A 21,917-nucleotide genomic window follows, 5' to 3' on the forward strand; every position below is an offset into this window, starting at 1 on the left:
AAACCGGTGCGGCGCCATATGACGGTGGGCCGTGACCATATCGCTTCTTCGTGCCCGCCGATGGCTCTGATCGCGCTGATCGGCGCCAGCGAAGTCTTGTCCGACGGCGGGCTGCGCGCGCTCGTGACCGTCGCCGGCGAAACGCTGATCGAGCGGCAGGCGGCTCGGCTGGCGGACGTGGGGGTGACGCATATCGCGGTGGCGGTCGCGGCGGTCCCCGCCGATCTGCTGGCGACGTGCGACCGGATCCGCCGCCGCGGGCTGAAAGTCACCCCGGTGCGCGCCGCCGCCGACCTGATGGGGCTGGTGCAGGGCGACGACCGCATCATCCTGGTCGCCGACGGGCTGCGCGCCGGCGGGACGCATTATGCCGCGATCGCCAAGCCCGGGGCGCCCGCGATCCTGGTCACCGGCGACACGCCGCTGACGCAGGGGTTCGAGCGCATCGACGCGACGCGGCGCTGGGGCGGGCTGGCGAGCATTTCGGAGCCGATGGTCGCCGAACTCGCGGCGATGCCGGGCGAATGGGACATGATGCTCACCCTGTTGCGGCTGGCGGTGCAGTCGGGGGCGCGGCGGCTCTATTGCGAACCGGCGCTGTTCGAACAGGGCGAGATCGCGATCGTCACCGACCGACCGACCGCGGCGCTGATCGAGCAATCGAGCCTGCAGCAGGTCGAATATGGCGGCATGGGATTCGGCCGGTCGGCGATCATGATGCCGATGATCCGGCTCGCGGGGCCGTTGCTGGTCAAATCGCCGACGACGGCGCGCACCTTGCCTTATGTCACGGCTTCGCTGTGGATCGCGGTGGCGGCGCTGGCGGCGAGCGGGCTGGCGGCGGCGGGGGCGCTGGTCGCGATCCTCGGCGGGCTGGGGCTGACCGCGATGCGTTTTCTGTCGGCCTTTCGCGCCGAAAGCGCGGCGCAGGACCGGGTGCGCGACGTGATCCGCACCTTTGCATGGGTGTTGCTCGCGGTTTTCCCGTGGTTGGTTGCGCTGGCGGGGCCGGGGCATCGGATGCCGCTGTTTTCCGAAGCCGCGCTGGCGCCGTGCCTGGCCGCGACGATCCTGCTCGCGCGGTCGCTGTACGAGGATTCGGGCGAGCGGCGGCGCTTTCACTGGCTGCTGCCCGACGCCGACCAGGCGTGGATCATGCTGGCGCCGGCGTTGCTGTTCGATTTTGCGTCGTTGATGTTCGCGGTCCTGCCGCTGCTCGCGCTGCTCCAGATTCTGCTCTGGCTGCGCTTGGCGCGGCGCCCGGAAGCGCGCTAATACAAAGCGCTTCAAGGTTTAGCGCGTATTAACGCCATCCTGCTATCCGCGATCGTGCATGACTGACTCCGCCTCCTCGTCCGGCATCGATCCGCTGTCCGCGCGTTTGCGCGAGCTTGCCGATTATCTGGCGGCGCCCGCGATCGCGCGGCTGACCGAGGAGCAGCGCGCGCTGTCGCTGGGGATCGCGCGGCGGCTGGTCGCCGATGTCGCGGGGCGGCTCGATCGCGGCATCGATACCGACGCATTGTGGCGCGAATGGCTGCGCGGCGGTTTGCCGGGCGCCGAACGGCTGGCGCGCCTCTGTTTCGTTCGCGCCGAGGAGCATCGCTGGCGCGACCTGTCGGCGCAGCGCAGCAGCCCGCCGCCGATCCTGCCCGAAACCGATCAGGCGGACGCCGAAGCGCCGACGGTCAGCGCGCCGCTGTCCACCATCGACCGCGCCTATCTGGCGCTGCAGATCGCCGATCGCCGCCGCTTCGACGTGCTGGGACATCCCGCGCTCGCAGTCGCCGATCTGGACGGCGACGTCTTTCGCGCCCTGCTGTTCGACATTGCCGCATGGCGGCTGGCCGAAGTCAGTCAGGATCAGGCGCGTGCCGCCGAACTGGGCGAGGCGGTGCGGCGGGCGACCGAGCGCCACGCTGGTGAAACAGGCATCGCGCAAGCCGGGACGGCGTATCACGACCTGTTGGGTGCGGCGCTGCCCGAGGCGGCGGGGCAGGCGATCGCGCGGCACGACTGGCCGACGCTGATCGCGCTCGCCGCCGCCGCGCATCGCCGCAGCTATGACGATATGGCGCTGGCGCTGCTCACCGCCGAGACCGCGGCGCTGCCGCCGCTGCTCGCGCCGCTGCACCTCGATCGCACCGCGTTGGCGCCGCTGGAGGCGTCGCTGGCGATGCTGCCGTCGCGGGCGGTCGCGGGCGACGGTGCGCGCGACCACGGCACGCTATCGGGGCAGGGGCGCGAGGCGCAATGAGCGACCGGATCGTCCGCGGCCGGATCGACCGGTCGGGCGCGCTGGTCAGCGCCGATGCGCCGCTGCTGCGTTTGCAACAGCGCGCGGGCGCGGGGCTGGGCAAACCACTGGCGCTGCCGCATCTGGCGCGGCTGGTCGCGCTGGCGCAGCGGCTGCACCGCGACATCAGCCGGCCGCTGCACGCCGCCGACGATCATAGCGACATTCACGCGCTGGTGCGGATCATCCCCGACGCCGATGGCGCCAGTCTGGAGATCAGCGACTGGCGCACCCGGCCGATCGTGCCGCCGCAGATTCCGGCGATCGCCGACAATATCATGGTGCCGCACGGCTGGACGTGGGAGTGCGACCAGCAGTTGCGGATGGTGGCGCTGCGCGCGGCGGCCGATGCGCCGCCAGTTCCGGCCGATTGGGAAGGGCGCTCGCTGTCCGAATTGTTCGAGCTGCAACCCGATGGCGACGGCCGTTTTCCGGTGCTGCGCGCGCTGGCACGGCAATCGCGCTTTGAGGGCCAGCACGTCCAGGCGGGGGTCGCCGCCGGGCGATTGGCGATGACGCTGTCGGGCGACGCGCTGTTCGACGCGGTCGGGCGCTTTACCGGGTTTCGCGGTTCGGCCGCGGTGGCGGAGGACGACGCGGCCGCCGATTCCATCCCCGCGGCGACGCTGGTCGATCCCGCGTTCGGGTCGCTGCCGCTGTCCGACCCGCAATTCGGGCGGCGGATCGACGGGGCGCTGCGCGGCCCGCTCAGCCGGATCATCGCGACCGCCGAGACGATTTCGGGCCAGTTCGACGGCCCGATCCGTGCCGATTACGCGCGCTATGCCGGCGACATCGCGCATGCCGGGCGGCATTTGCTGGGGCTGGTCGACGATCTGGCCGATCTGCAGAATATCGAGCGGCCGGGGTTCAAGGCGGCCGCCGACGAAATCGACCTGGGCGACCTGGCGCGCCGCGCGGTCGGCCTGCTCGGCATGAAGGCCGAGGAAAAGGGCATCCGCATTGACGCCCCGCGCACCGACGACAAGGCGCCCGCGACGGGCGAGTTCCGCCGCGTGTTGCAGGTGCTGCTCAACCTGCTGGGCAATGCGATCCGCTATTCGCCCGACAATTCGCAAATCTGGATCCGCGTCGATCGCGAAGATGACCGGGCGATGGTAACCGTCGCCGACCAGGGGCAGGGGATCGACGCCGAACAACAGGCGGTGGTGTTCGAGAAATTCGAGCGGCTGGGCCGCACCGACAGCGGCGGTTCGGGCCTCGGGCTGTATATCGCACGGCGACTGGCGCGAGCGATGGACGGCGACCTGACCGTCGACAGCGCCCCGGGGCAGGGCGCGCGGTTTACGCTGAGTTTGCCGGCGCGGGATGTTGGGTAGGCGGCGGTGTCTGCTTTGGGGTGGGAAGCGGACGTTTCCACATCCGTCGCCCCCGCGAAGGCGGGGGCCGCTGGCCGCCTTACACAGCGGCGAAGCGTAAACCGACGGCGGCCCCCGCCTTCGCGGGGGCGACGTCTAGTTTCGGTCGTAACCGGCCAACAAAAAAGGGGCTGTTTAGAGCCCCTTTTTCGTTCTTAGTCTTGGGGGCCGATCAGCGCTTCGCCACCGGCACATAGTCGCGCTGCGTTGGGCCGGTGTACAGCTGGCGCGGGCGGCCGATCTTTTGCGCGGGGTCGGAGATCATTTCGTTCCACTGCGCCACCCAGCCGACGGTGCGCGCGAGAGCGAACAGGGCGGTGAACATCGTCGTCGGGAAGCCGATCGCCGACAGGATAACGCCCGAATAGAAATCGACGTTCGGGAACAGCTTTTTCTCGACGAAATAGGGGTCGCTGAGCGCCATTTCTTCCAGTTGGAGCGCGACTTCGAACACCGGGTCGTTGACCTTGAGCGCGTCGAACACTTCGCGGACGGTTTTCTGCATCACCGTCGCGCGCGGGTCGTAGTTTTTATAGACGCGGTGGCCAAAGCCCATCAGGCGGAACGGATCATCCTTGTCCTTGGCGCGCGCGATATATTCGGGAATGCGTTCGGGACGGCCGATTTCGCGCAGCATGTTGAGCGCCGCTTCGTTGGCGCCGCCATGCGCCGGGCCCCACAGGCAGGCGATGCCCGCCGCGATGCACGCGAACGGATTGGCGCCCGACGAACCGGCGAGGCGGACGGTCGAGGTCGACGCGTTCTGTTCGTGATCGGCGTGGAGGATGAAAATGCGGTCGAGCGCGCGTTCGACGACCGGGTTCACCTCATAGGGCTCGGCCGGCACGCCAAAGGTCATGCGCAGGAAATTGCCGGTGTAGCTCAACGAATTGTCGGGATAGACGAACGGCTGACCCACCGAATATTTATACGCCATCGCCGCGATCGTCGGCATCTTCGCGATCAGCCGGTGGCTGGCGATCATCCGCTGGTGCGGATCGTGGATCTCGGTCGAATCATGGTAGAAGGCGCTGAGCGCGCCGACGACACCGCACATGATCGCCATCGGATGCGCGTCGCGGCGGAAGCCGCGGTAAAAGGTCGCGAGCTGTTCGTGCAGCATCGTGTGGCGGGTGATCGTGTTGTCGAAATCGGCGAGTTCGGCGGCGTTCGGCAGTTCGCCGTTGAGCAGCAAGTAGCAGGTTTCCATGAAGCTGGAATTTTCGGCGAGGTCGCCGATCGCATAGCCGCGGTGGAGCAGTACGCCCTCGTCGCCGTCGATATAGGTGATCTGCGATTCGCAGCTTGCGGTCGAGGTGAAGCCCGGATCGTAGGTGAAGGCGCCCGTCTGGGCATAGAATTTGCGGATGTCGACAACGTCGGGACCGACGGTGCCCGACAAAATGGGACTTTCGACAGTCTTGTCGCCCAGGGTGATTTTTGCGGGCTGGTCGGTCATATATTTTTCCCTGTTCTGGCGGCGAGGAGAGAGCGTGGCTACGCCCCTGCCGGATAATGTTGCGCTGCGTCAAGTCGGGCCAGACTGACATCACGCCCGAGCAATAACAGCACGTCGAAAATCCCTGGGGAAACGGTTCGGCCGGTTAGCGCAGCGCGTAGCGGCCCGGCCAATTTGCCGAGCCCCAGTTCGGCGGCTTCGGCCTCGGCCCGCACGGCGGCGTCCAGCTCTTCTATCGTCCATTGGTCCAGCCCGCGCAGCCGCTGCGTCACGGCAGCCAGCAAGCCTTCGGGTGCGGCCTTTAGCACCTCGGCAGCCTTTTCGTCCACCGGCAACGGATCGGCCTGGAACAGGAACATCGCGCCGTCGGCGATTTCGTCCAGCGTCTTGGCGCGGGGTTTGAGCGATTCCATCGCGCGCGTCAGCGTGGCGTGTTCGGTATCGCTGAGGGCGCGGCCGACGAGCGTTTCGACGCGCGGCGCGACCAGACCGGCGAGCCGCGCATCATCGGCTTCGCGGAGATAATGGCCGTTGAGATTTTCGAGCTTTTTGAAGTCGAAACGCGACGGCGAGCGCCCGACATGGGCAAGGTCGAACCACTCGGTCGCCTGCGCGCGGCTGATGATTTCGTCGTCGCCGTGGCCCCAGCCGAGGCGGAGCAGATAATTGTTCACCGCTTCGGGCAGATACCCCATTTCGTCGCGGTACGCGTCGACACCGAGCGCGCCGTGGCGTTTCGACAGTTTTGCGCCGTCGGCACCATGGATCAGCGGGACATGGGCATAGACCGGCTCGCGCCAGTTCATCGAACGGATGAGCGCGAGTTGGCGAAAGGCGTTGTTGAGATGGTCGTCGCCGCGGATCACGTGGGTGACGCCCATGTCGTTATCGTCGACGACGACGCTGAGCATATAGGTCGGCGTGCCGTCGCTGCGCAGCAGGACGAAATCATCGAGTTCGGCATTCTGGACGGTGACGTCGCCCTGCACCTTGTCGGTGATCGTCGCGGCGCCATCCTGCGGCGCGCGCAGGCGGACGACGTGCGGGGCGGCCGGGTCGCCGTCATTTCGGTCGCGCCAGGGGCTGCGAACGCGGAAGGGCAGGCGCTTTTCCTGCGCCTCGGCACGCATTGCGGCGAGTTCGTCCTGGGTCAGATAGCAGCGATAGGCCTCGCCCTTGGCCAACAGCTCGGCCGCGACCGCGGCGTGGCGATCGGCGCGGGCGAACTGGAACACCGTTTCGCTGTCCCAGTCGAGATCGAGCCAGCGCATGCCGTCGATAATCGCGTCGATCGCGGCGTCGGTCGACCGCGCGCGGTCGGTATCCTCGATCCGCAGCAGGAATTTGCCGCCGTGATGGCGCGCGAATAGCCAGTTGAACAGCGCGGTGCGCGCGCCGCCGATGTGCAGGAAACCGGTCGGCGAGGGGGCAAAGCGTGTCACCACGGCGGCGCCCGTCGCTTCGGCGGTCGCTGCGGTCAAACTGGTTTCAATATCGGTTGCCACCAAGGCCTCTTTCACTCAACTTGCCGGCGCCAGCAAAGGCTGGCGGGACGGGGATCGGGGGCAGCCCCTAGCATGGCGACAAGGCAGCTTCAAACGCCGATTTCCGGGCGCTGGGCGCGGCTTGCGCGCGGGCTGGCCGCTGCGTTGGACGTGCGGCTGGAGGGCGAGCGCGAGCGGATCGGGCTATGGCTGCCGGTTGCGCTCGGCGCCGGGATTGCCGCGTGGTTTGCGCTGCCCGCCGCGACATACTGGATCGGCCTGCTGCTACTGCTGGCGGGAGGATTGCTCGCCGGGTTGCTGATCGGCTGGCACAGCCGGATCGGGCGCATGGCCGCAATCGGGTGCGCGGTGATGGCCGCGGGGATGCTGCTGATCTGGGCGCGGGCGTTGTGGGTCGCGGCGCCGGTACTCGCCGCGCCGGTCAGCACCAGCTTTGCGGCAGTGATCGAGCGCGTCGAGGCACTGCCCGCGAAAGGACAGGTGCGCATCATCGCGCAGCCGCAACAGCGCGCCGACCTGCCGCCGCGGGTCCGCCTGACCTTGCGCAGCGAACAGGCGGCGGGGCTCGCCGGGGGCGAGACGATCGGGGTGCGGGCGCGGTTGATGCCGCCGCCGACCGCGAGTCTGCCCGGCGGCTATGATTTTGCGCAGCGCGCATGGTTCGACCGCATCGGCGCGGTCGGCACGGTGCTGGGCGAGGTGTCGCGCGCGCCGGGCGCCGGGGATGCCGCACCGCCGCTGCGCGCGCGGCTGAGCGCGCATATTCACGGGCAGGTCGACGGATCGGCGGGGGGCATCGCGGCGGCGCTGGTCACCGGCGACCGCGGCGCGATCAGCGAAGCCGACGAGGAGGCGATGCGGCGCAGCGGCCTGGCGCATCTGTTGTCGATCAGCGGGCTGCATGTGACCGCGGTGGTCGGCTTTGCGTTTTTGCTGACGGCGCGGCTGTTCGCGCTGAGCCGCCGGATCGCGTTGGCGGGCACGGTCCTGCCGCTTGCCGCGGCGGCGGGGGCGATCGCCGGGGGCGCCTACACGCTGCTCGCCGGCGCCGAGGTGCCGACGCTGCGTTCTTTCATCGCGGCGCTGCTGGTGCTGGTGGCGTTTTTGATGGGGCGCGAGGCGCTGACGCTGCGGCTGGTCGCCGCGGGGGCGTTGATCGTGCTGTTGTGGCGGCCCGAATCGCTCGCCGGGCCGAGTTTCCAGCTGAGCTTCGCCGCGATCACCGCGATCATCGCGCTGCACGAAAGCCGCCCGATGCGCGCTTTTCTGGCGCGGCGGGAGGAGCCGTGGGTGTTCCGGTTCGGGCGCGCGATCGTAGGGTTGCTGGCGACGGGGCTGGTCGTCGAGGTCGCGCTGGCGCCGATCGCATTGTTTCACTTCCACAAGGCAGGCTTGTACGGGGCGCTCGCCAATGTCGTCGCGATCCCGCTGACCACTTTTGTGATCATGCCGATGGAGGCGCTGGCATTGCTGTTCGATTCGGTCGGACTGGGCGCGCCCTTCTGGTGGGTCGCCGAACAGGCGCTGAAGGGGCTGATTGCGCTGGCGCATGCGGTTGCCGATGCGCCCGGCGCGGTCGCGACGTTGCCGGTGTTTCCGCGCTGGGGCTTTGCTCTGGCGATATTCGGCGGGTTGTGGCTCCTGCTGTGGCAGACGCGCTGGCGCCGTCTGGGGGCGGTGCCGCTGGCCGTCGGCATGGCCGCGCTGCTCGCCCAGCCGCGCCCCGACCTATTGGTGACCGGCGATGGCCGCCATATCGCCGCGGCAATGCCCGATGGCAGCTATGCGCTGCTGCGCGACCGCGCGGGCGATTATATCCGCGATACGCTATCCGAAGCCGCGGGCGTCGATACCCCGCTGGCGGCGCTCGCCGGGCTCGACCATGTCGAATGCAACCGCGATTTTTGTCGCTGGAGCCATGGCCAAGGGGGCGCCCGCCGGATCATTCTGGCGTCGCGCGGGCGGGACCGGATCGAGGGCAGCGATATGGCCGCCGCCTGCGCCGCCGCCGATGTCGTGATCAGCGACCGCTGGTTACCGCGCGAATGCGCCGGGCGCTGGCTGACGATCGATCGCGACACCCTGGCCGAAACCGGCGGGCTGGCGCTCTATCTGGGCGAGCGGCCCGCGGCGGTCGCCACGCTGCGCGCTGGGGACGCGCATCCGTGGCGGCAGCCGCAGCAGCTTAGTGGTAACGACGAAGCAATCCCGACAGGCGCCCTTGCACGATGACGCGGTCGGCAGGGTAGCGCTGCGGCTCATAAGCGCTGTTCGCGGGATCGAGCCGGATCATCGGGCCTTCGCGGCGGAAATATTTGAGCGTCGCGTCCTGCCCGTCGACGAGCGCGACGACAATGTCGCCCTCGCGCGCGGTGCTGGCTTTCTGGATCAGCGCATAATCGCCGTCGAAAATGCCCGCCTCGACCATCGAGTCGCCGGACACTTCGAGCGCATAATGTTCGCCCGAACCGAGCAACGCCGCGGGGACGGCGAGGTTGTTATGCTCCTCGAACGCTTCGATCGGCACACCAGCGGCGATCTTGCCGTGCAGCGGCACCTCGATGATGTCGTTCGCGGCAATCGGCCGCATCGCGGGAGCGGGCTTGCGCAGCGGGACGACATTGTCGCGATCATTGCGCACCGCGGACTTCGCGGCCTCGGGCACCTTGATGACTTCGAGCGCGCGCGCGCGGTTGGGCAGGCGGCGGAGGAAGCCTCTTTCTTCCAGGGCGCTTATCAGGCGGTGGATGCCCGATTTCGATTTCAGCCCCAGCGCTTCCTTCATCTCCTCGAACGACGGCGAAATGCCGCTGGCGTCGAGCTTTTGCTGAATGAAGTGAAGCAGTTCATGCTGCTTGGCGGTCAACATCGATCATCCTCCGTCAGGACCAGAACCGGACATAATGAGAACGATAGTGGAACAGAGCGGAACTTGTCAAGCGATGACGATATAGTCGGCGATTGCCCCCACGGCGCGCGGCGGGGCGCCGATCTCGCGGATCAGCAGCGCGTTCGCCGCGGCAAGCGGCATCGTCATGCCGCTGTCCTGCCCGATCAGCGGGGTCAAGCGCCCGTTTTCGAGTCGCGCGCGCAGATAGTCGCGGCGCCCGCCGCCGCCGTCCAGCGCGGTTGCGAGCGGTGCCTGATGAACCGGCGGCAGCGGCGCGCGCGCGCCGGCAAGGTGACGGACGAGCGGGAGCAGGAACAGGGTCGCGGTGACGAACGCCGATGAGGGATTGCCGGGCAGGCCGAGCAAGATCGCGTCGCCGATCGTCCCGGCGATCAGCGGCTTGCCCGGACGCATCGCGATTTTCCAGAAATCGATTTGGCCCCCAGCGTCGGCAAGCGCGCCGCGGACATGGTCATGGTCGCCGACCGAGGCGCCGCCGACGGTGACGATGACGTCGTGACGTCGCGCCAAATCCTTCAAAAGCTTGCCAAGTATCTCTCGATCATCGCGGACATGATGCGGCAGGCTGACCAGCGCGGGCTCGGCTGCGAGCATCGCGGTCAGCATCGGGCTGTTGCTGTCGGGGATCTGCCCGGCGGCGAGGGCGCGCCCCGCCTGGACGAGTTCGTCGCCGGTGGTCAGGATCGCGACGCGCGGGCGGCGCCCGACCGCGAGCTGGCCGGCGCCGCTCATCGCCGCGGCGGCGATTGCGCCGGGGGTCAGGCGCGTCCCCGCGGGCAGCAGGCGATCGCCCGCGGCGAAATCGCCGGCACGGCCGCGGATATGGCGGCCGCGCGCGCCGGGCCCGTCGCCGGTCAGCGTGAGCGCAGTCCCGATGGCGACGACATCCTCCTGCACGATGACGGTATCGGCGCCCGCGGGAACGATCGCGCCGGTGAAAATCCGCATCGCCTCGCCCGCGCCGATCGCGCGATCGGGCGCGGCACCGGCGGCGCTTTCGCCGACGATGGTCCACGGCCCGGGCAGGTCGCCGAACCGAATAGCATAGCCGTCCATCGCCGACAGCGGCGCGGCGGGCTGATTGCGTTGCGCAACGATGTCGTCTGAAAGGTAGCGACCAAAACATTCGGAAAAGGCAGTATTTTCGGAAGGCAACGGGTCGCGCAGCGCCAGTAGTCGGGCCTGCGCCTCCTCGACCGGCAGCAGCGCCGCCATCAGGCGCGCCAGTCGCCCGAACGGCCGCCGCTTTTTTCGAGCAGGCGAATGTCGCCGAGTATCATCGCGCGGTCGAGCGCCTTGGCCATGTCGTAAAGGGTGAGCAGCGCGACCGACGCCGCGGTCAGCGCCTCCATCTCGACCCCGGTCGGCCCGGTAGTCGCGGCGGTGGCGGTGACCGCGATGCCATTGTCTTCCCATTCAAAGTCCACGCCGACCTTGGTCAGCGCGAGCGGATGGCAGAGCGGGATGAGGTCCGCCGTGCGCTTGGCCGCCATGATCCCGGCGATCCGCGCGGTCGAGAGGACGTCGCCCTTGGGGGCATTGCCGCTGCGGATGGCTTTAAGCGCGCCCGCGGACATGGTGATGCGGCCAGTGGCGACCGCGCGGCGCTGGGTGGCGGGTTTGGCGCCGACGTCGACCATATGCGCGGCGCCGGTGTCGTCGAGATGAGTCGGTTTGAGGGTCATCGCGCGAGCCAAGCAAGGGCGACGGAGAAAGGCAAGCAATGAGGGCGATCGCCCCTCCTTTTTCGGCGAATCCCGGACATGAAGGGGCAGGCCGATCGTATCATTACCTGTGACGTACTTCCCCGCATGACCGAAGCGTCACATATTTCGATCGCCATGAAGGACATTGTAATGACCGAATTTACTCTCACGACCTATGACTGGGTTCCTGAAATTCCGCGGGGTTTTGTGCGCGACTTGCGCATACGCTGGGCACTTGAGGAAGCGGGGTTCTCCTATCGGGTCGATACGACGCCCTTCCGCAATCGGGATGCGGGGCATTTTTCGCGTCATCCGTTTGGGCAGGTGCCGTGGCTGACCGACGGTGACGTCACGATCTTTGAAAGCGGTGCGATCCTACTTTACCTGGGAGAGCGCAGTGAAGCGCTGATCCCGGCAGATCCGCTAGGGCGCATCGAGGCCATCGAGTGGCTGTTCGCGGCGCTGAATTCCGTTGAGATGCCGAGTGTGCCGTGGTCGCTCTTCAAATTTTCCGGCGACAACGCCGATACGCCGGGCCGACAGATGCTGGACGGGTTTCTGCAATCAAGGCTTCGGCATATGGACGGCGTCCTATCTGCGCGTGAATGGCTGGCCGCGGTCTTCTCCATCGCCGATATTGCCATGTCGGATGTTTTGCGCCTCGTCGATCGCTTCGATGGACTGGCAGAGTATCCCGCGTGCAGAGATTATCTATCCCGCGCTGTTACTCGCCCTGCGTTTGTGAAGGCGCACGCGGATCAGATGGCGCATTTTGCCGCGGCGGACTGAAAGGCCAGAAGTGCATCAGCCTTCGAGCAAAGCCCGCGTTGCCGCCGTGACGTCGGTCTGGCGCATCAGGCTTTCGCCGACGAGGAAGGCGCGAACGCCGCTTTGGGCGAGTTTTTCGCAGTCGGCGTGGGTGGCGATGCCGCTTTCGCCGACCAGCAAGGTGTCGGCGGGAACAAGCTTTGCAAGGCGCTGCGTGACGCCGAGATCGGTCTCGAAGGTGCGAAGGTCGCGGTTGTTGACCCCGATCAGGCGCGATTTCAGCCTGGTCAGCGCGCGGTCGAGTTCGGCCTCGTCGTGGACCTCGACCAGCACGTCCATGGCGCGCTCGATCGCCGCGGCCTCGATCTCTTGCATCGCGCCGTCGTCGAGCGCGGCGACGATGATCAGGATCGCGTCGGCGCCGATCGCGCGTGCTTCGGCGACCTGCCAGGGGTCGACCATGAAATCCTTACGCAGCGCGGGCAGCGGGCAGGCGGCGCGCGCGGCGATCAGATAATCCTCATGCCCCTGAAACCAGGGCGCGTCGGTCAGCACCGACAGGCACGCCGCGCCGCCCGCGGCATAGGCGCGGGCGTGATCGGCGGGATCAAAATCTTCCCTTATCAATCCCTTGGACGGCGACGCTTTCTTGATTTCGGCAATCAGGGCGAAACCGCCCGCGGTGATCTTTGCCTGCAATGCGGCGTGGAAACCGCGCACCGGCCCGGCATCGATGGCGTCGAGGTCGGCGAGCGAGCGCAAGGCGCGGCGGGCCGTCACTTCGTCGGCCTTGGTGGCCAGGATTTGGGTCAGCTTGTTCATTGATAGGCGATCCAGCAGTTGAGCAGCGCGTTGGCGAGTCCCTTGTCGATCGCCTCTGCGGCCTCCTCGACCCCCTCGGCCAGCGTCGCGGCGGCGCCGGCGACCATCAGCGCCGCGGCGGTGTTGTAGAGCACCGCATCGCGATACGCGCCCGGTTCGCCCTGGAGCAGCGCTTGCAGCGCGCGGGCGTTGTGCGCGGCATCGCCGCCGCGGATCGCCGCGATCGGGTGGGTGGGGAGCCCCGCGTCGGCGGCGACGCTGCGCTGCATCAGCACGCCGTCGGGGGTGACGACGGCGACCTCGTTGCCGCCCGCAAGCGAGAGTTCATCGATGCCCTCGTCGCCCGAAATCACGCGCGAATGGTCGGTGCCGAGCCGGTGCAGCGCCTCGGCATAGACGGGGACATAGGCGGGCCGCGCGATGCCGATCAATTGGCGGGTGACGCGCGCGGGGTTGGCGAGCGGCCCCATCAGGTTGAAGATCGTGCGACGGCCCAGCCGCGTCCGGATCGGCTGGATCCGCTTCATCGCCGGGTGATGGTTGGCGGCGAACAGGAAGCAGATGCCAAGATCGGCCAGCGTCGCTTCGGCGAGGCGCCCGGCGCGCTCCATGTCGAGGCCGAGGACTTCGAGCGTATCGGCGGCACCGGATTTGGAAGAAGCTGCACGATTTCCGTGCTTTGCGACCGGAACCTCGCACGCCGCGACGACGATCGCGACCGCGGTCGAGACGTTGAGCGTGTGATGGCCGTCGCCGCCGGTGCCGCAGACATCGATGGCGCCCGCGGGGGCATCGATCGGGATCAGCCGGTCGCGCATCGCCTGCGCCGCGGCGGCGATTTCGACCATCGTTTCGCCGCGATCGGACAGCGCGGTCAGAAATTCGGCGATATTGTCATCGCTGGCGCCGCCGTCGAGCATCGTTGCAAAGGCCGCGGCGGCCTCGTCATGGTCCAGCCGGCCGGCCGGATCGGGAAGCGGCCCGAATCGGCTCATGCCGCCTGCCGCGTGCCGACCGCGAGCCCGGCGACCGCCATGAAATTGGCGAGCATCGCATGACCATGTTCGGTTGCGATGCTTTCGGGGTGGAATTGCACGCCGTGGATCGGCAGGTCGACATGGCGGAAGCCCATGACCGCGCCGTCGTCGCTGGTCGCGTTGATGACCAGGCTGGCGGGAATGTCGACGACCTCGAGGCTGTGATAACGCGTCGCCTGGAACGGCGAGGGCAGGCCGGCGTACAGCCCGGTGCCGTCGTGGCACACCGGCGAGGTCTTGCCATGCATCAGATGGCCGCGCTGGACGGTGCCGCCGAAATGCTGACCGATCGCCTGATGGCCGAGGCACACCCCGAGCAGCGGCCGCCGCGCGTCGGCGCAGGCAGCGACGAGATCGAGACTGATCCCGGCCTCGTTCGGGGTGCACGGACCGGGCGAGATGAGGATGGCATCGGCGCCGGTCGCCAGCGCCTCGGCAGCGGTCAGCGCGTCGTTGCGCTCGACGCGCACGTCGGCACCCAGCTCGATCAGATAATGAACGAGGTTGAAGGTGAAGCTGTCATAATTGTCGATGACGAGGATCATGGCGGCCCACTATCGGTTTTGCGAAGATTGGGGAAGGGATAGAAGCTATCGGGCGGGCAATACAGGCTTTTGCGATCGCTAGCGTGCCATGCGCACGATGACCTTGCCCTTTGCGCGGCCGGATTCGAGATAGGCGATCGCTTCGCCGATCTCGGAAAAGGGGAAAATTCGGTCGATCACCGGTTCGAGCCTCTTGTCTTCGATCAGCTGTGCAAGTTCGGCCAGTTCGCTGCCGCTGGGGTGCATGAAGAGATAGCGGTAGGTGACGCCGTGCCGACGCGCCTTGGCGCGCAATCCGAAGCTCGCGAGCCAGAAGATTGCGGCAAGCAGCGGGCCGCGGCTGAGATCCTTTCGGGCGGTCAACGGTTCCGGCATCCCGGCCACCGACACCACCGTCGCGCCCGGCTTCACCACGCCGAAGCATTTTTCGAGCGTGTCGCCGCCAATCAGGTCGAAGGCGCCGTCCATATCGCGCACTTCATCCTCGAAGCGCTGCGTCATATAGTCGATCACGCGGTCGGCACCGAGCCGTTCGACGAGGGCGCGGCCGCGCGGCGACGCGGTCGTTGTGACGTCGGCCCCCAGCCATTTTGCGATCTGGATCGCGAAGGTGCCCACGCCGCCCGCGCCGCCCGGGATGAAGACGCGGCTGCCGGGTTTCAGCTGCAGTTCGTCGCGGAGCGCCTGAAGCGCGGTGAGTCCCGCAAGCGGCACGCCCGCCGCGGTTTCGAAATCGAGTGACGGCGGCAGGACCGCGATATGGCGGGCGGGCACCGCCGCATATTCGGCGAAAGCGCCCATGCGATCCTTCGGCACGCGCGCAAAGATGCGGTCGCCGGACTTGAACGCCGTCACGTTCGCGCCGCAGCTTTCGACTGTGCCGGCGAGCTCATTGCCCATGATGACAGGCAGGTCATAGCGCTGAACGACCTTGAGCATGCCATCGCGCGTTTTGAAATCGACCGGGTTGAGCCCCGCGGCATGGACGCGGACGAGCACGTCGTCGGGGCCGGGCACGGGACGCGGCACGTCGGCAAGCTCGGTCGCCTCGGGGCCGCCGTAACGGTTGAGAAGAAAGGCCTGCATGTCGGTCACTCCGCCATCAGCTTTGCCAGATCGTCTTTCCAGAATTTCGCCCAGGTGTGGGTGCTGTGACCCTTGGTTTCGGGGCTGGCGGCGATCAGGATGAATTTCGTCGTCTTCATCCGCGCCGCGGCCTTTTCGGTGATGCCGTAAGCGGGCGGGTTGATGAAATCGTCGGCGCTGTTGATCCACAGGGTCGGCACGTCTATCTTTTCGAGTAGCGGCCACGGATTATAGGTTCGCGAGCTATCGATTTGATAAATCGTGTCATTGGCGTCGTTGCGGCCGAACATGCGGGCGAAGGCCTCGTCCTTGAATTTCTCGGCGGCGGCGCGGGTCGGATATTGGGCCTGCAGCGCATAGGGGTTGGCGCCCGCGATCATGCTGAGCGAGGCGGCGGTGCGCAGGCCCGCGGCGGGCGGGGTGGCGTAATTGCCGTCCAGCCACAGCGGGTCGGCCTTGATCGCGTCGATCGTCAGGGTGCGCCACATCCGGTTCTGCCCCGCGATCTCGACCGGCAGGCAGGCGAAAGGCGCGAGCTTTTCGGCAAAGCCGGGGCGCTTGGTGCCCCAGATGAAGGCATGCATGCAGCCCATCGAGGTGCCGAGGATCAGCTTGAGTTTGTGCACCCCCAGCTTTTCGGTGAGCATTCGGTGCTGCGCGCTGACCATGTCGTCATAATCATATTGGGGGAATTTCATCCGGAGGCCGTCGCTGGGTTTCGACGAGCCGCCATGACCGATATTGTCGGGCAAGATGATGTAATATTTCGCGGTATCGAGCAGCTGGCCGGGACCGAATAATTCGCTGGCAAATTGCGGCTGGAAGAATTGCTTCCCGGTGCCGCCGGTGCCGTGGAGGATCATCACCGCGTTGGTGACATGGCCCTTTTTATCGCGCTGCGGCGTGCCGAGCGTTGTATAATGCAGCTTGAGTTCGGGCAGTTTTTCGCCGGTCGCGAAGGTGAAATCTTTGAGGATCGCGTCGGCTTCGGTTGCGCCTGCGGGGACCGGTGCCTGGGCGTGGGCAGGGCTGATGCTGGCGAGCAGCAGGGCGAGCGGGGCAAGGGTTTTGCGCATGACGCGACGCTAGCGGGTTTGTTGTGCGGTGATAAGCCCCTCCCCTCCAGGGGAGGGGTTGGGGTGGGGCCATCAGTCTGGCGCAGGCTTTGAAGCCCACCCCGCTGCGACTAGCGAACAAGTTCGCAAGTCTCGCTGCCCCTCCCCTGAAGGGGAGGGGTTTTAAGTGCTATTGCCCGTAGCCCGGCGTGCCCGCCAGTCGCACTGCCTCGCGCGCCGCGGCAAACAGCGCCCCGGCCTTCGCCTCGCACTCGCGCTGTTCATAGGCGGGGTCGCTGTCGGCGACGATGCCGGCGCCGGCCTGGACGTGCATTTCGCCGTCCTTGACGATCGCGGTGCGCAGCACGATGCAGCTGTCCATATTGCCGTCGGGCGCAAAATAGCCGACGCCGCCCGCGTACGGCCCGCGCGCATCGGCCTCAAGTTCGGCGATGATCTGGCAGGCGCGGACCTTGGGCGCGCCGCTGACGGTGCCGGCGGGGAAGCCCGCAAACAGCGCGTCGATCGCGTCCTTGCCGGGCGCGATGCGGCCGATGACGTTCGACACGATGTGCATGACGTGGCTGTAAAATTCGACCGTATAGCTGTCGGTGACGGTGACGCTGCCACCCACCGCGGCGCGGCCGACGTCGTTGCGGCCGAGGTCGAGCAGCATCAGATGTTCAGCGCGTTCCTTGGGATCGGCGAGCAGGCTGTCGCGGTTCTCGACATCCTCGGCGCTGGTGCGGCCGCGCGGACGGGTGCCGGCGATGGGGCGGATGGTGATTTCGCCGTCGCGCACACGCACCAATATTTCGGGCGACGAACCGATCAGCGCAAAGCCGGGGAGGTCGAGGAAATAGAGAAAGGGCGACGGGTTGATGCGGCGCAGCGCGCGATAAAGGTCAAAGGGCGGCAGGTCGAAGGGGGTCGAGAAGCGTTGCGACAGCACGACCTGAAAAATGTCGCCCGCCGCGATATAATCTTTCGCCGCGGCGACCATCGCGGCGAATTGCGCAGGGGTTGTCGCGGCATTGGGGCCGACGTCGGTGGGCAGCGCCGCGGTGACCGCGCGGTCGGGGTGCGCGCTGCTACGCGCCAGGCGCGCGGCGATGGTATCGAGCCGATCCTGCGCATCGCCCAGCATGCGGTCGATCGCGCCATCGGGATCGGGCCAGATCGGCGCGATGAGGAACAGTTCGTCGGCGAGGCGGTCGAACACCAGGATTGTCGTCGGGCGCACGAACACCATGTCGGGCAGGCCGAGCCCGGCGCCCGGCGCGCGCGGGATGCGTTCGACCAGCCCGATCGTTTCATAAGCGAAAAAGCCGACGAGCGTCGCCAGCGCCTTGGGCAGCCCGTCGGGCACGTCGAAGCGGCATTCGGCGACGAGATCGCGCAGCGCCTGCAATGCGCCGGTTTCGAGCGGCTGGAATGCCGCGCGATCATGCTGCCAGCGCCGATTGATCCGCGCCGCGTCGCCGGTCACCTCGAACATCAGGTCGGGGTCGAGCCCGAGCAGGCTGTAGCGCCCGCGCGTTTCGCCGCTTTCGACCGATTCGAGCACCCAGTCGCCGCGCCCCGGCTCCATCAGTTTGAGCGCCGCCGATACCGGCGTTTCGACGTCGGCAATCAGCCGCTGCCAGACGACAGCGCCGCGCCCCTGCGCCAGCGCCTCGAGCGCCGCAGCTCTGCCCTCCAGGCTCACCCCTATTCGGCGACCGGCGCGGTGCCGGTGAGTTCTTTGCGAAGCTGTTCGACCAGTTCCTTGTTGATCGTCACCCCGACGCGGCGCTTCGCCTCGGCCGACAGCTGTTCGATCAGCTCGTTGCCAAAGGCGGGCGCGAGCGGCTGCGCGATGCCGGCAACGCGAGCGGGTTCGATCGTCTTGGGATCGGGGCGCTGGACGTCGGCGAGCGCGATCACCATCCAGCCGCGATTGCCGGGGATTTCGAGCGTCTTGACACTGTTCTTGGCCATCGAAAATAGCAGGGCGAGTTCGGGGGGCACGGGCTTGCCCCCGGCGCCGAGTTCGGCGCGGCGGCCGCCGATCGTCTGGACGTTGCCGATGTTCGGGCCGGCGGCGGCGACCGCGTCGGCCAGGCTCTTGCCGGTTTCGACCGCCTTGGCGATCGCGCGCGCCTTGTCGCGGGCGATTTTCTGACCCTGCGCGAGGCGCCAGTCGCCGAGCAGGTCGCCGCGGATCTGCGCCAGTGGCGGCGGCGCCGCGGCGATGATCGATTTCACCGCATAGACGGCGAATTTCTCGTTCTCGACGAGTGTCGCGAGCTGGCCTTCGCCTTCGGACCCACCCTGGAACGCCTGCGCGACCAGCGGTGCGAGCTCGGGCGCCAGCGCATAGGCGGGCTGGCCGGGGACGCGGCCGCTGGGCAGCAAGGCCGGGGTCGTGGCGAGCGCGAGTTTGCGGTCGGCGGCGATTTCGTCGATCGACGCGCCGCCGTTCACCGCGTCCTGAATCGCATTGTAATAATCGACGATCGACTCGTTCGCCTTGTTCTTCGCAAGTTCGGTGCGGATTTCGGCGCTGGCGTCGGCGAGGCTTTGGGCCGGACGCGTGGTGACGTCCTCGACGCGCGCGACGGTCCAGCCAAGGCCGGTCTGGATCGGTCCGATCAGGTCGCCGCGTTTGGCGGCAAAGGCGGCCTTGGCGGCGGCGGCGGTGCTAGTGGCGGCATAGGCCGACTGGGTAAGGTCGCCGGTGGTCGATGCCGACAGACCCGCGGCCTGCGCCGCGGCGGTGAGCGCGGTGCCGCTGCGCACCTTGGCGGCCAGGCTGTTGGCGGTGGCCTGATCGGGGACGATCACCTGCGCAAAGCGGCGCGTCTCGCTGGCGGCGTAGCGCGCGGCATTGTCCTTATAGATTTTGGCGATTTCGGCGTCGGTGACCGCGGGGACCGGCACCGCGGTGCGATCGAACAGCGCATATTGGATGACGCGCCGTTCGGGGATGGTGAAGCGCGCGACATTCTGGGTCAGATAGGTCTGGAGCGCGGCGTCGCCGGGGTCGGCGGTCGGCGCAAAGGGGCTGGCGGGGATGAAGGTCGCCTGACCGCGGCGCTGTTCGAGCAGCAGCGCGGCATAGGGCTGGGCCATGCCAAGCCCGACGCGCGGCATCGTCGCGATCGGCGCCGCAATCTGTTCGATCAGCAGCTGTTGCCGAAGGTCGCGGCGCAGCTGGGTCTCGGTCATCCCGTTATCGCGCAGGAACCGCTCGAACGCCGTCTGGTCAAAACTGCCCGACACGCCGGCAAAGGCGGGGATGTCGGCGATGCGGCCATCGACCAGCCGCTTGCTGACGCCAAAACCCATTTCGGTCGCGAACTGTTCGAACGCCAGCCCCTCGACCAACTGGTCGAGCACCTGGTCGAGACCGCCCGATTCGACGAACGCCGCCATCGTCATCCCCGGCTGGTTCTGCCGCGCCTGGTTATAGGCCATGCGAACGCGATCGCGCAGCTCGCCGACGCCGATTTCCTCGCCGCCGACTTTCGCGACATTGGCGCCGCCGATGCCGCCAAAGGTCGAATTTCCGGTGACGTCGCTCAGCGCAAAAGCCACGCCGATAAAGGCAACAAAGCCGAGCGCGAGGATCTTGCCGAGCGTCGAGGAAAACATGCGGCGGATGGCGGTGATCATGAAATGGTCAGTCTTTCGGCGGGGCGCGGGGATGCGCGGCTCGGCGATGCTTTAGAGGCGCGGCGGCGGTGCATCAAGGCGCGAAACGGGCTTTTGATGGCGGCGCGAGGCGGCTTGCCTATCGCCCCCGCCCGCCGCTAGGGCAAACCCAATGTTCGAACATTGGGAGAGACGCGGCAATGGCACGGCGCAAATATGTGGTGGGCAACTGGAAAATGAACGGGCTGTCGGCGGCGGTCGCCGATGCCCAGGCGATTTTTGCGGCCGCGGCGGATCATGGCGGGGTCGATGTCGCGATCTGTCCGCCGTTCACGCTGATCGGTGCGCTGGTCGCCGCGGCGCCGGGCGCGGCGGTCGGCGGGCAGGATTGCCATAGCGCCGCATCGGGCGCGTTTACCGGGTCGGTCGCGGCGCCGATGCTGGCCGATGCCGGTGCGACGCTGGTGATCGTCGGGCATAGCGAGCGGCGCGAAGGATGCGGCGAGAGCGATGCCGATGTCCGCGCCAAGGCCGAGGCGGCGCTGGCCGCGAGGCTGGCGGTCATCCTGTGCGTCGGCGAACCGCACGAAGTGCGCGAATCGGGCGGCGCAATCGATTATGTGCTGGCGCAGATTGCGGGATCGGTGCCCGATGATTTTGCCGCCGACCGGCTGGCGATTGCGTATGAACCGATCTGGGCGATCGGCACCGGGCTGGTGCCGACGGTCGCCGATGTCGCGGCGATGCACGGCGCGATCCGCGGTGCGTTGGCGGTGCGGTTCGGAGGGGCGGCGCAGGATATGCGAATCCTGTACGGCGGGTCGGTCAATGGTGACAACGCCGCCGAGTTGCTCGATGCGGGCGACGTCGATGGCGCGCTGGTCGGCGGCGCGAGCCTGACGGCGGCGAAATTTGTGCCGATCGTGGCTGCTGCTGCGGCGCTGTGATCCGTCGCCCCCGCGAAGGCGGGGGCCGCTGGAGGTTTACGCAGCTGCGCTGGACAAGGGCGCCAACGGCCCCCGCCTTCGCGGGGGCGACGGGTGGGGCTCGCGGCGATAGCGGTCTTCGCTCGACACGAACGGGGATCGTAGGTCGCATCAAGCCATGTATGGCTTGAAGCTAAGCCGCTTCGTCTCTATGTGCGCCGCGGGCGCGGTCCGTGTGAGGCCGCGCAAGTTCGGGAAAATATGATGTCCAGCCTTTTCACCTTCATCCTCGTCCTGCAGGCGCTGGTTGCCGCGGCGATGATCGGCGTCATCTTGATGCAGAAGTCCGAAGGTGGCGGTCTTGGCGTCGGCGGCAGCCCCGCGGGGTTGCTCTCGGCGCGCGGCGCAGCGGATTTCATGACCCGGGCGACCACCATTCTGGCGACGCTGTTCGTCGGCCTGTCGATCGTCCTTGCGGCGATGGCCTCGGTCGGCCGCAGCGGTTCGACGATCGACACCTCGCTGTCGAAGACCGCACAGACCAGCGGCGCCGCGCCGACCTCGTCGCTGACCGGCCCGGCGCAGCCTGCGCCCAGCGGTCAGGCGCCCGCGACCGCCGCACCGGCGCCCGCGAGCGACGATCCGCTGGCGGCAGCGGCCGCGGCAGCCGCGACGCAGGAAGCCGCTCCGGCACCGGCGCAGGCGCCCGCCAAAAAATAACCCTCGGCCCCGGTCGATACAGCAGCCCGCGCTGCGGAAATAAATTCCGCGGCAAGCGATTCGACG

19 protein-coding genes are annotated in these 21,917 nt (G+C 67.7%); 7 read left to right on the top strand and 12 right to left on the bottom strand.

All coding sequences use genetic code 11. The features are described 5' to 3' along the window. Positions 1-18 precede the first annotated feature (18 nt). The 3 genes from ACTIFP_RS04315 to ACTIFP_RS04325 are packed head-to-tail and all read left to right on the top strand — an operon-like array spanning position 19 to position 3,636. On the top strand, positions 19-1,275 hold the full coding sequence (locus tag ACTIFP_RS04315) for a hypothetical protein (protein ID WP_439567481.1): 1,257 nt from the start codon (positions 19-21) through the stop codon (positions 1,273-1,275). 58 nt (positions 1,276-1,333) lie between these two features. Then, complete coding sequence (locus ACTIFP_RS04320; RefSeq protein ID WP_439567482.1) at positions 1,334-2,257, top strand: hypothetical protein; 924 nt, start codon at positions 1,334-1,336, stop codon at positions 2,255-2,257. Further along, positions 2,254-3,636, top strand: a complete 1,383-nt coding sequence (locus ACTIFP_RS04325; RefSeq protein ID WP_439567483.1) for a sensor histidine kinase — start codon at positions 2,254-2,256, stop codon at positions 3,634-3,636. Before ACTIFP_RS04320 ends, ACTIFP_RS04325 begins: the two co-directional genes overlap by 4 nt. Before the next feature lie 211 nt (positions 3,637-3,847). Here the strand turns inward: ACTIFP_RS04325 and ACTIFP_RS04330 are convergent, their stop codons facing one another. Together ACTIFP_RS04330 and gltX are read right to left on the bottom strand one after the other, a co-directional pair. Further along, positions 3,848-5,134, bottom strand: a complete 1,287-nt coding sequence (locus ACTIFP_RS04330) for a citrate synthase (RefSeq protein WP_439567484.1) — start codon at positions 5,132-5,134, stop codon at positions 3,848-3,850. Positions 5,135-5,172: 38 nt separating this feature from the next. Next, positions 5,173-6,639, bottom strand: coding sequence for a glutamate--tRNA ligase (gene gltX / locus ACTIFP_RS04335; RefSeq protein WP_439567485.1), 1,467 nt, complete (start codon positions 6,637-6,639; stop codon positions 5,173-5,175). Positions 6,640-6,711: 72 nt separating this feature from the next. Between gltX and ACTIFP_RS04340 the strand changes: the two genes are divergently transcribed. Beyond that, positions 6,712-8,871 carry a ComEC/Rec2 family competence protein gene (locus ACTIFP_RS04340; RefSeq protein WP_439567486.1) on the top strand — a complete coding sequence of 720 codons (2,160 nt, stop codon included), beginning with the start codon at positions 6,712-6,714 and terminating at the stop codon, positions 8,869-8,871. On the opposite strand, the gene lexA is transcribed toward ACTIFP_RS04340, so the two are convergent. The 3 genes from lexA to moaC all read right to left on the bottom strand — a co-directional run bounded on the left by lexA (position 8,825) and on the right by moaC (position 11,235). After that, positions 8,825-9,508 (bottom strand): transcriptional repressor LexA, encoded by a 684-nt coding sequence (gene lexA / locus ACTIFP_RS04345; protein ID WP_439567487.1) that lies wholly within the window; start codon positions 9,506-9,508, stop codon positions 8,825-8,827. The genes ACTIFP_RS04340 and lexA overlap by 47 nt on opposite strands. Before the next feature lie 66 nt (positions 9,509-9,574). Then, entirely contained in the window at positions 9,575-10,765 is a 1,191-nt protein-coding gene (locus ACTIFP_RS04350) for a molybdopterin molybdotransferase MoeA (RefSeq protein WP_439567488.1), read from the bottom strand. Next, positions 10,765-11,235, bottom strand: coding sequence for a cyclic pyranopterin monophosphate synthase MoaC (moaC, locus tag ACTIFP_RS04355; RefSeq protein WP_439567489.1), 471 nt, complete (start codon positions 11,233-11,235; stop codon positions 10,765-10,767). The genes ACTIFP_RS04350 and moaC overlap by 1 nt, the downstream gene beginning before the upstream one ends. Positions 11,236-11,313: 78 nt before the next feature. On the opposite strand from moaC, the gene ACTIFP_RS04360 reads away from it, so the two are divergent. Further along, positions 11,314-12,045, top strand: a complete 732-nt coding sequence (locus ACTIFP_RS04360) for a glutathione S-transferase family protein (protein WP_439567490.1) — start codon at positions 11,314-11,316, stop codon at positions 12,043-12,045. 15 nt (positions 12,046-12,060) lie between these two features. Here the strand turns inward: ACTIFP_RS04360 and trpC are convergent, their stop codons facing one another. From trpC to ACTIFP_RS04395, 7 genes are all read right to left on the bottom strand, one after another. Beyond that, on the bottom strand, positions 12,061-12,846 hold the full coding sequence (trpC, locus tag ACTIFP_RS04365) for an indole-3-glycerol phosphate synthase TrpC (RefSeq protein ID WP_439567491.1): 786 nt from the start codon (positions 12,844-12,846) through the stop codon (positions 12,061-12,063). Further along, positions 12,843-13,841 (bottom strand): anthranilate phosphoribosyltransferase, encoded by a 999-nt coding sequence (gene trpD, locus ACTIFP_RS04370; RefSeq protein WP_439567492.1) that lies wholly within the window; start codon positions 13,839-13,841, stop codon positions 12,843-12,845. The genes trpC and trpD overlap by 4 nt, the downstream gene beginning before the upstream one ends. Further along, the gene (locus ACTIFP_RS04375) at positions 13,838-14,428 is read right to left on the bottom strand and encodes an anthranilate synthase component II (RefSeq protein ID WP_439567493.1); all 591 of its coding nucleotides are present in this window, start codon (positions 14,426-14,428) and stop codon (positions 13,838-13,840) included. Before ACTIFP_RS04375 ends, trpD begins: the two co-directional genes overlap by 4 nt. Positions 14,429-14,506: 78 nt before the next feature. Next, positions 14,507-15,514 (bottom strand): NADP-dependent oxidoreductase, encoded by a 1,008-nt coding sequence (locus tag ACTIFP_RS04380; RefSeq protein ID WP_439567494.1) that lies wholly within the window; start codon positions 15,512-15,514, stop codon positions 14,507-14,509. Between the two features lie 5 nt (positions 15,515-15,519). Further along, positions 15,520-16,590: an alpha/beta fold hydrolase gene (locus tag ACTIFP_RS04385; RefSeq protein ID WP_439567495.1), complete on the bottom strand. Its 1,071-nt coding sequence runs from the start codon at positions 16,588-16,590 to the stop codon at positions 15,520-15,522. A 169-nt stretch (positions 16,591-16,759) separates the two neighbouring features. Then, positions 16,760-18,277 carry an anthranilate synthase component I family protein gene (locus ACTIFP_RS04390; protein WP_439567496.1) on the bottom strand — a complete coding sequence of 506 codons (1,518 nt, stop codon included), beginning with the start codon at positions 18,275-18,277 and terminating at the stop codon, positions 16,760-16,762. Positions 18,278-18,279: 2 nt separating this feature from the next. After that, positions 18,280-20,226: a SurA N-terminal domain-containing protein gene (locus ACTIFP_RS04395; RefSeq protein WP_439567497.1), complete on the bottom strand. Its 1,947-nt coding sequence runs from the start codon at positions 20,224-20,226 to the stop codon at positions 18,280-18,282. 179 nt (positions 20,227-20,405) lie between these two features. Here ACTIFP_RS04395 and tpiA point away from each other — a divergent pair, with 179 nt between their 5' ends. Further along, entirely contained in the window at positions 20,406-21,152 is a 747-nt protein-coding gene (tpiA, locus tag ACTIFP_RS04400) for a triose-phosphate isomerase (RefSeq protein WP_439567498.1), read from the top strand. A gap of 240 nt (positions 21,153-21,392) precedes the next feature. Then, on the top strand, positions 21,393-21,851 hold the full coding sequence (gene secG, locus ACTIFP_RS04405) for a preprotein translocase subunit SecG (RefSeq protein ID WP_439567499.1): 459 nt from the start codon (positions 21,393-21,395) through the stop codon (positions 21,849-21,851). Positions 21,852-21,917: the final 66 nt, after the last annotated feature.

Source organism: Sphingopyxis sp. (genome assembly GCF_051861155.1).
Taxonomy (GTDB): Bacteria; Pseudomonadota; Alphaproteobacteria; order Sphingomonadales; family Sphingomonadaceae; genus Sphingopyxis.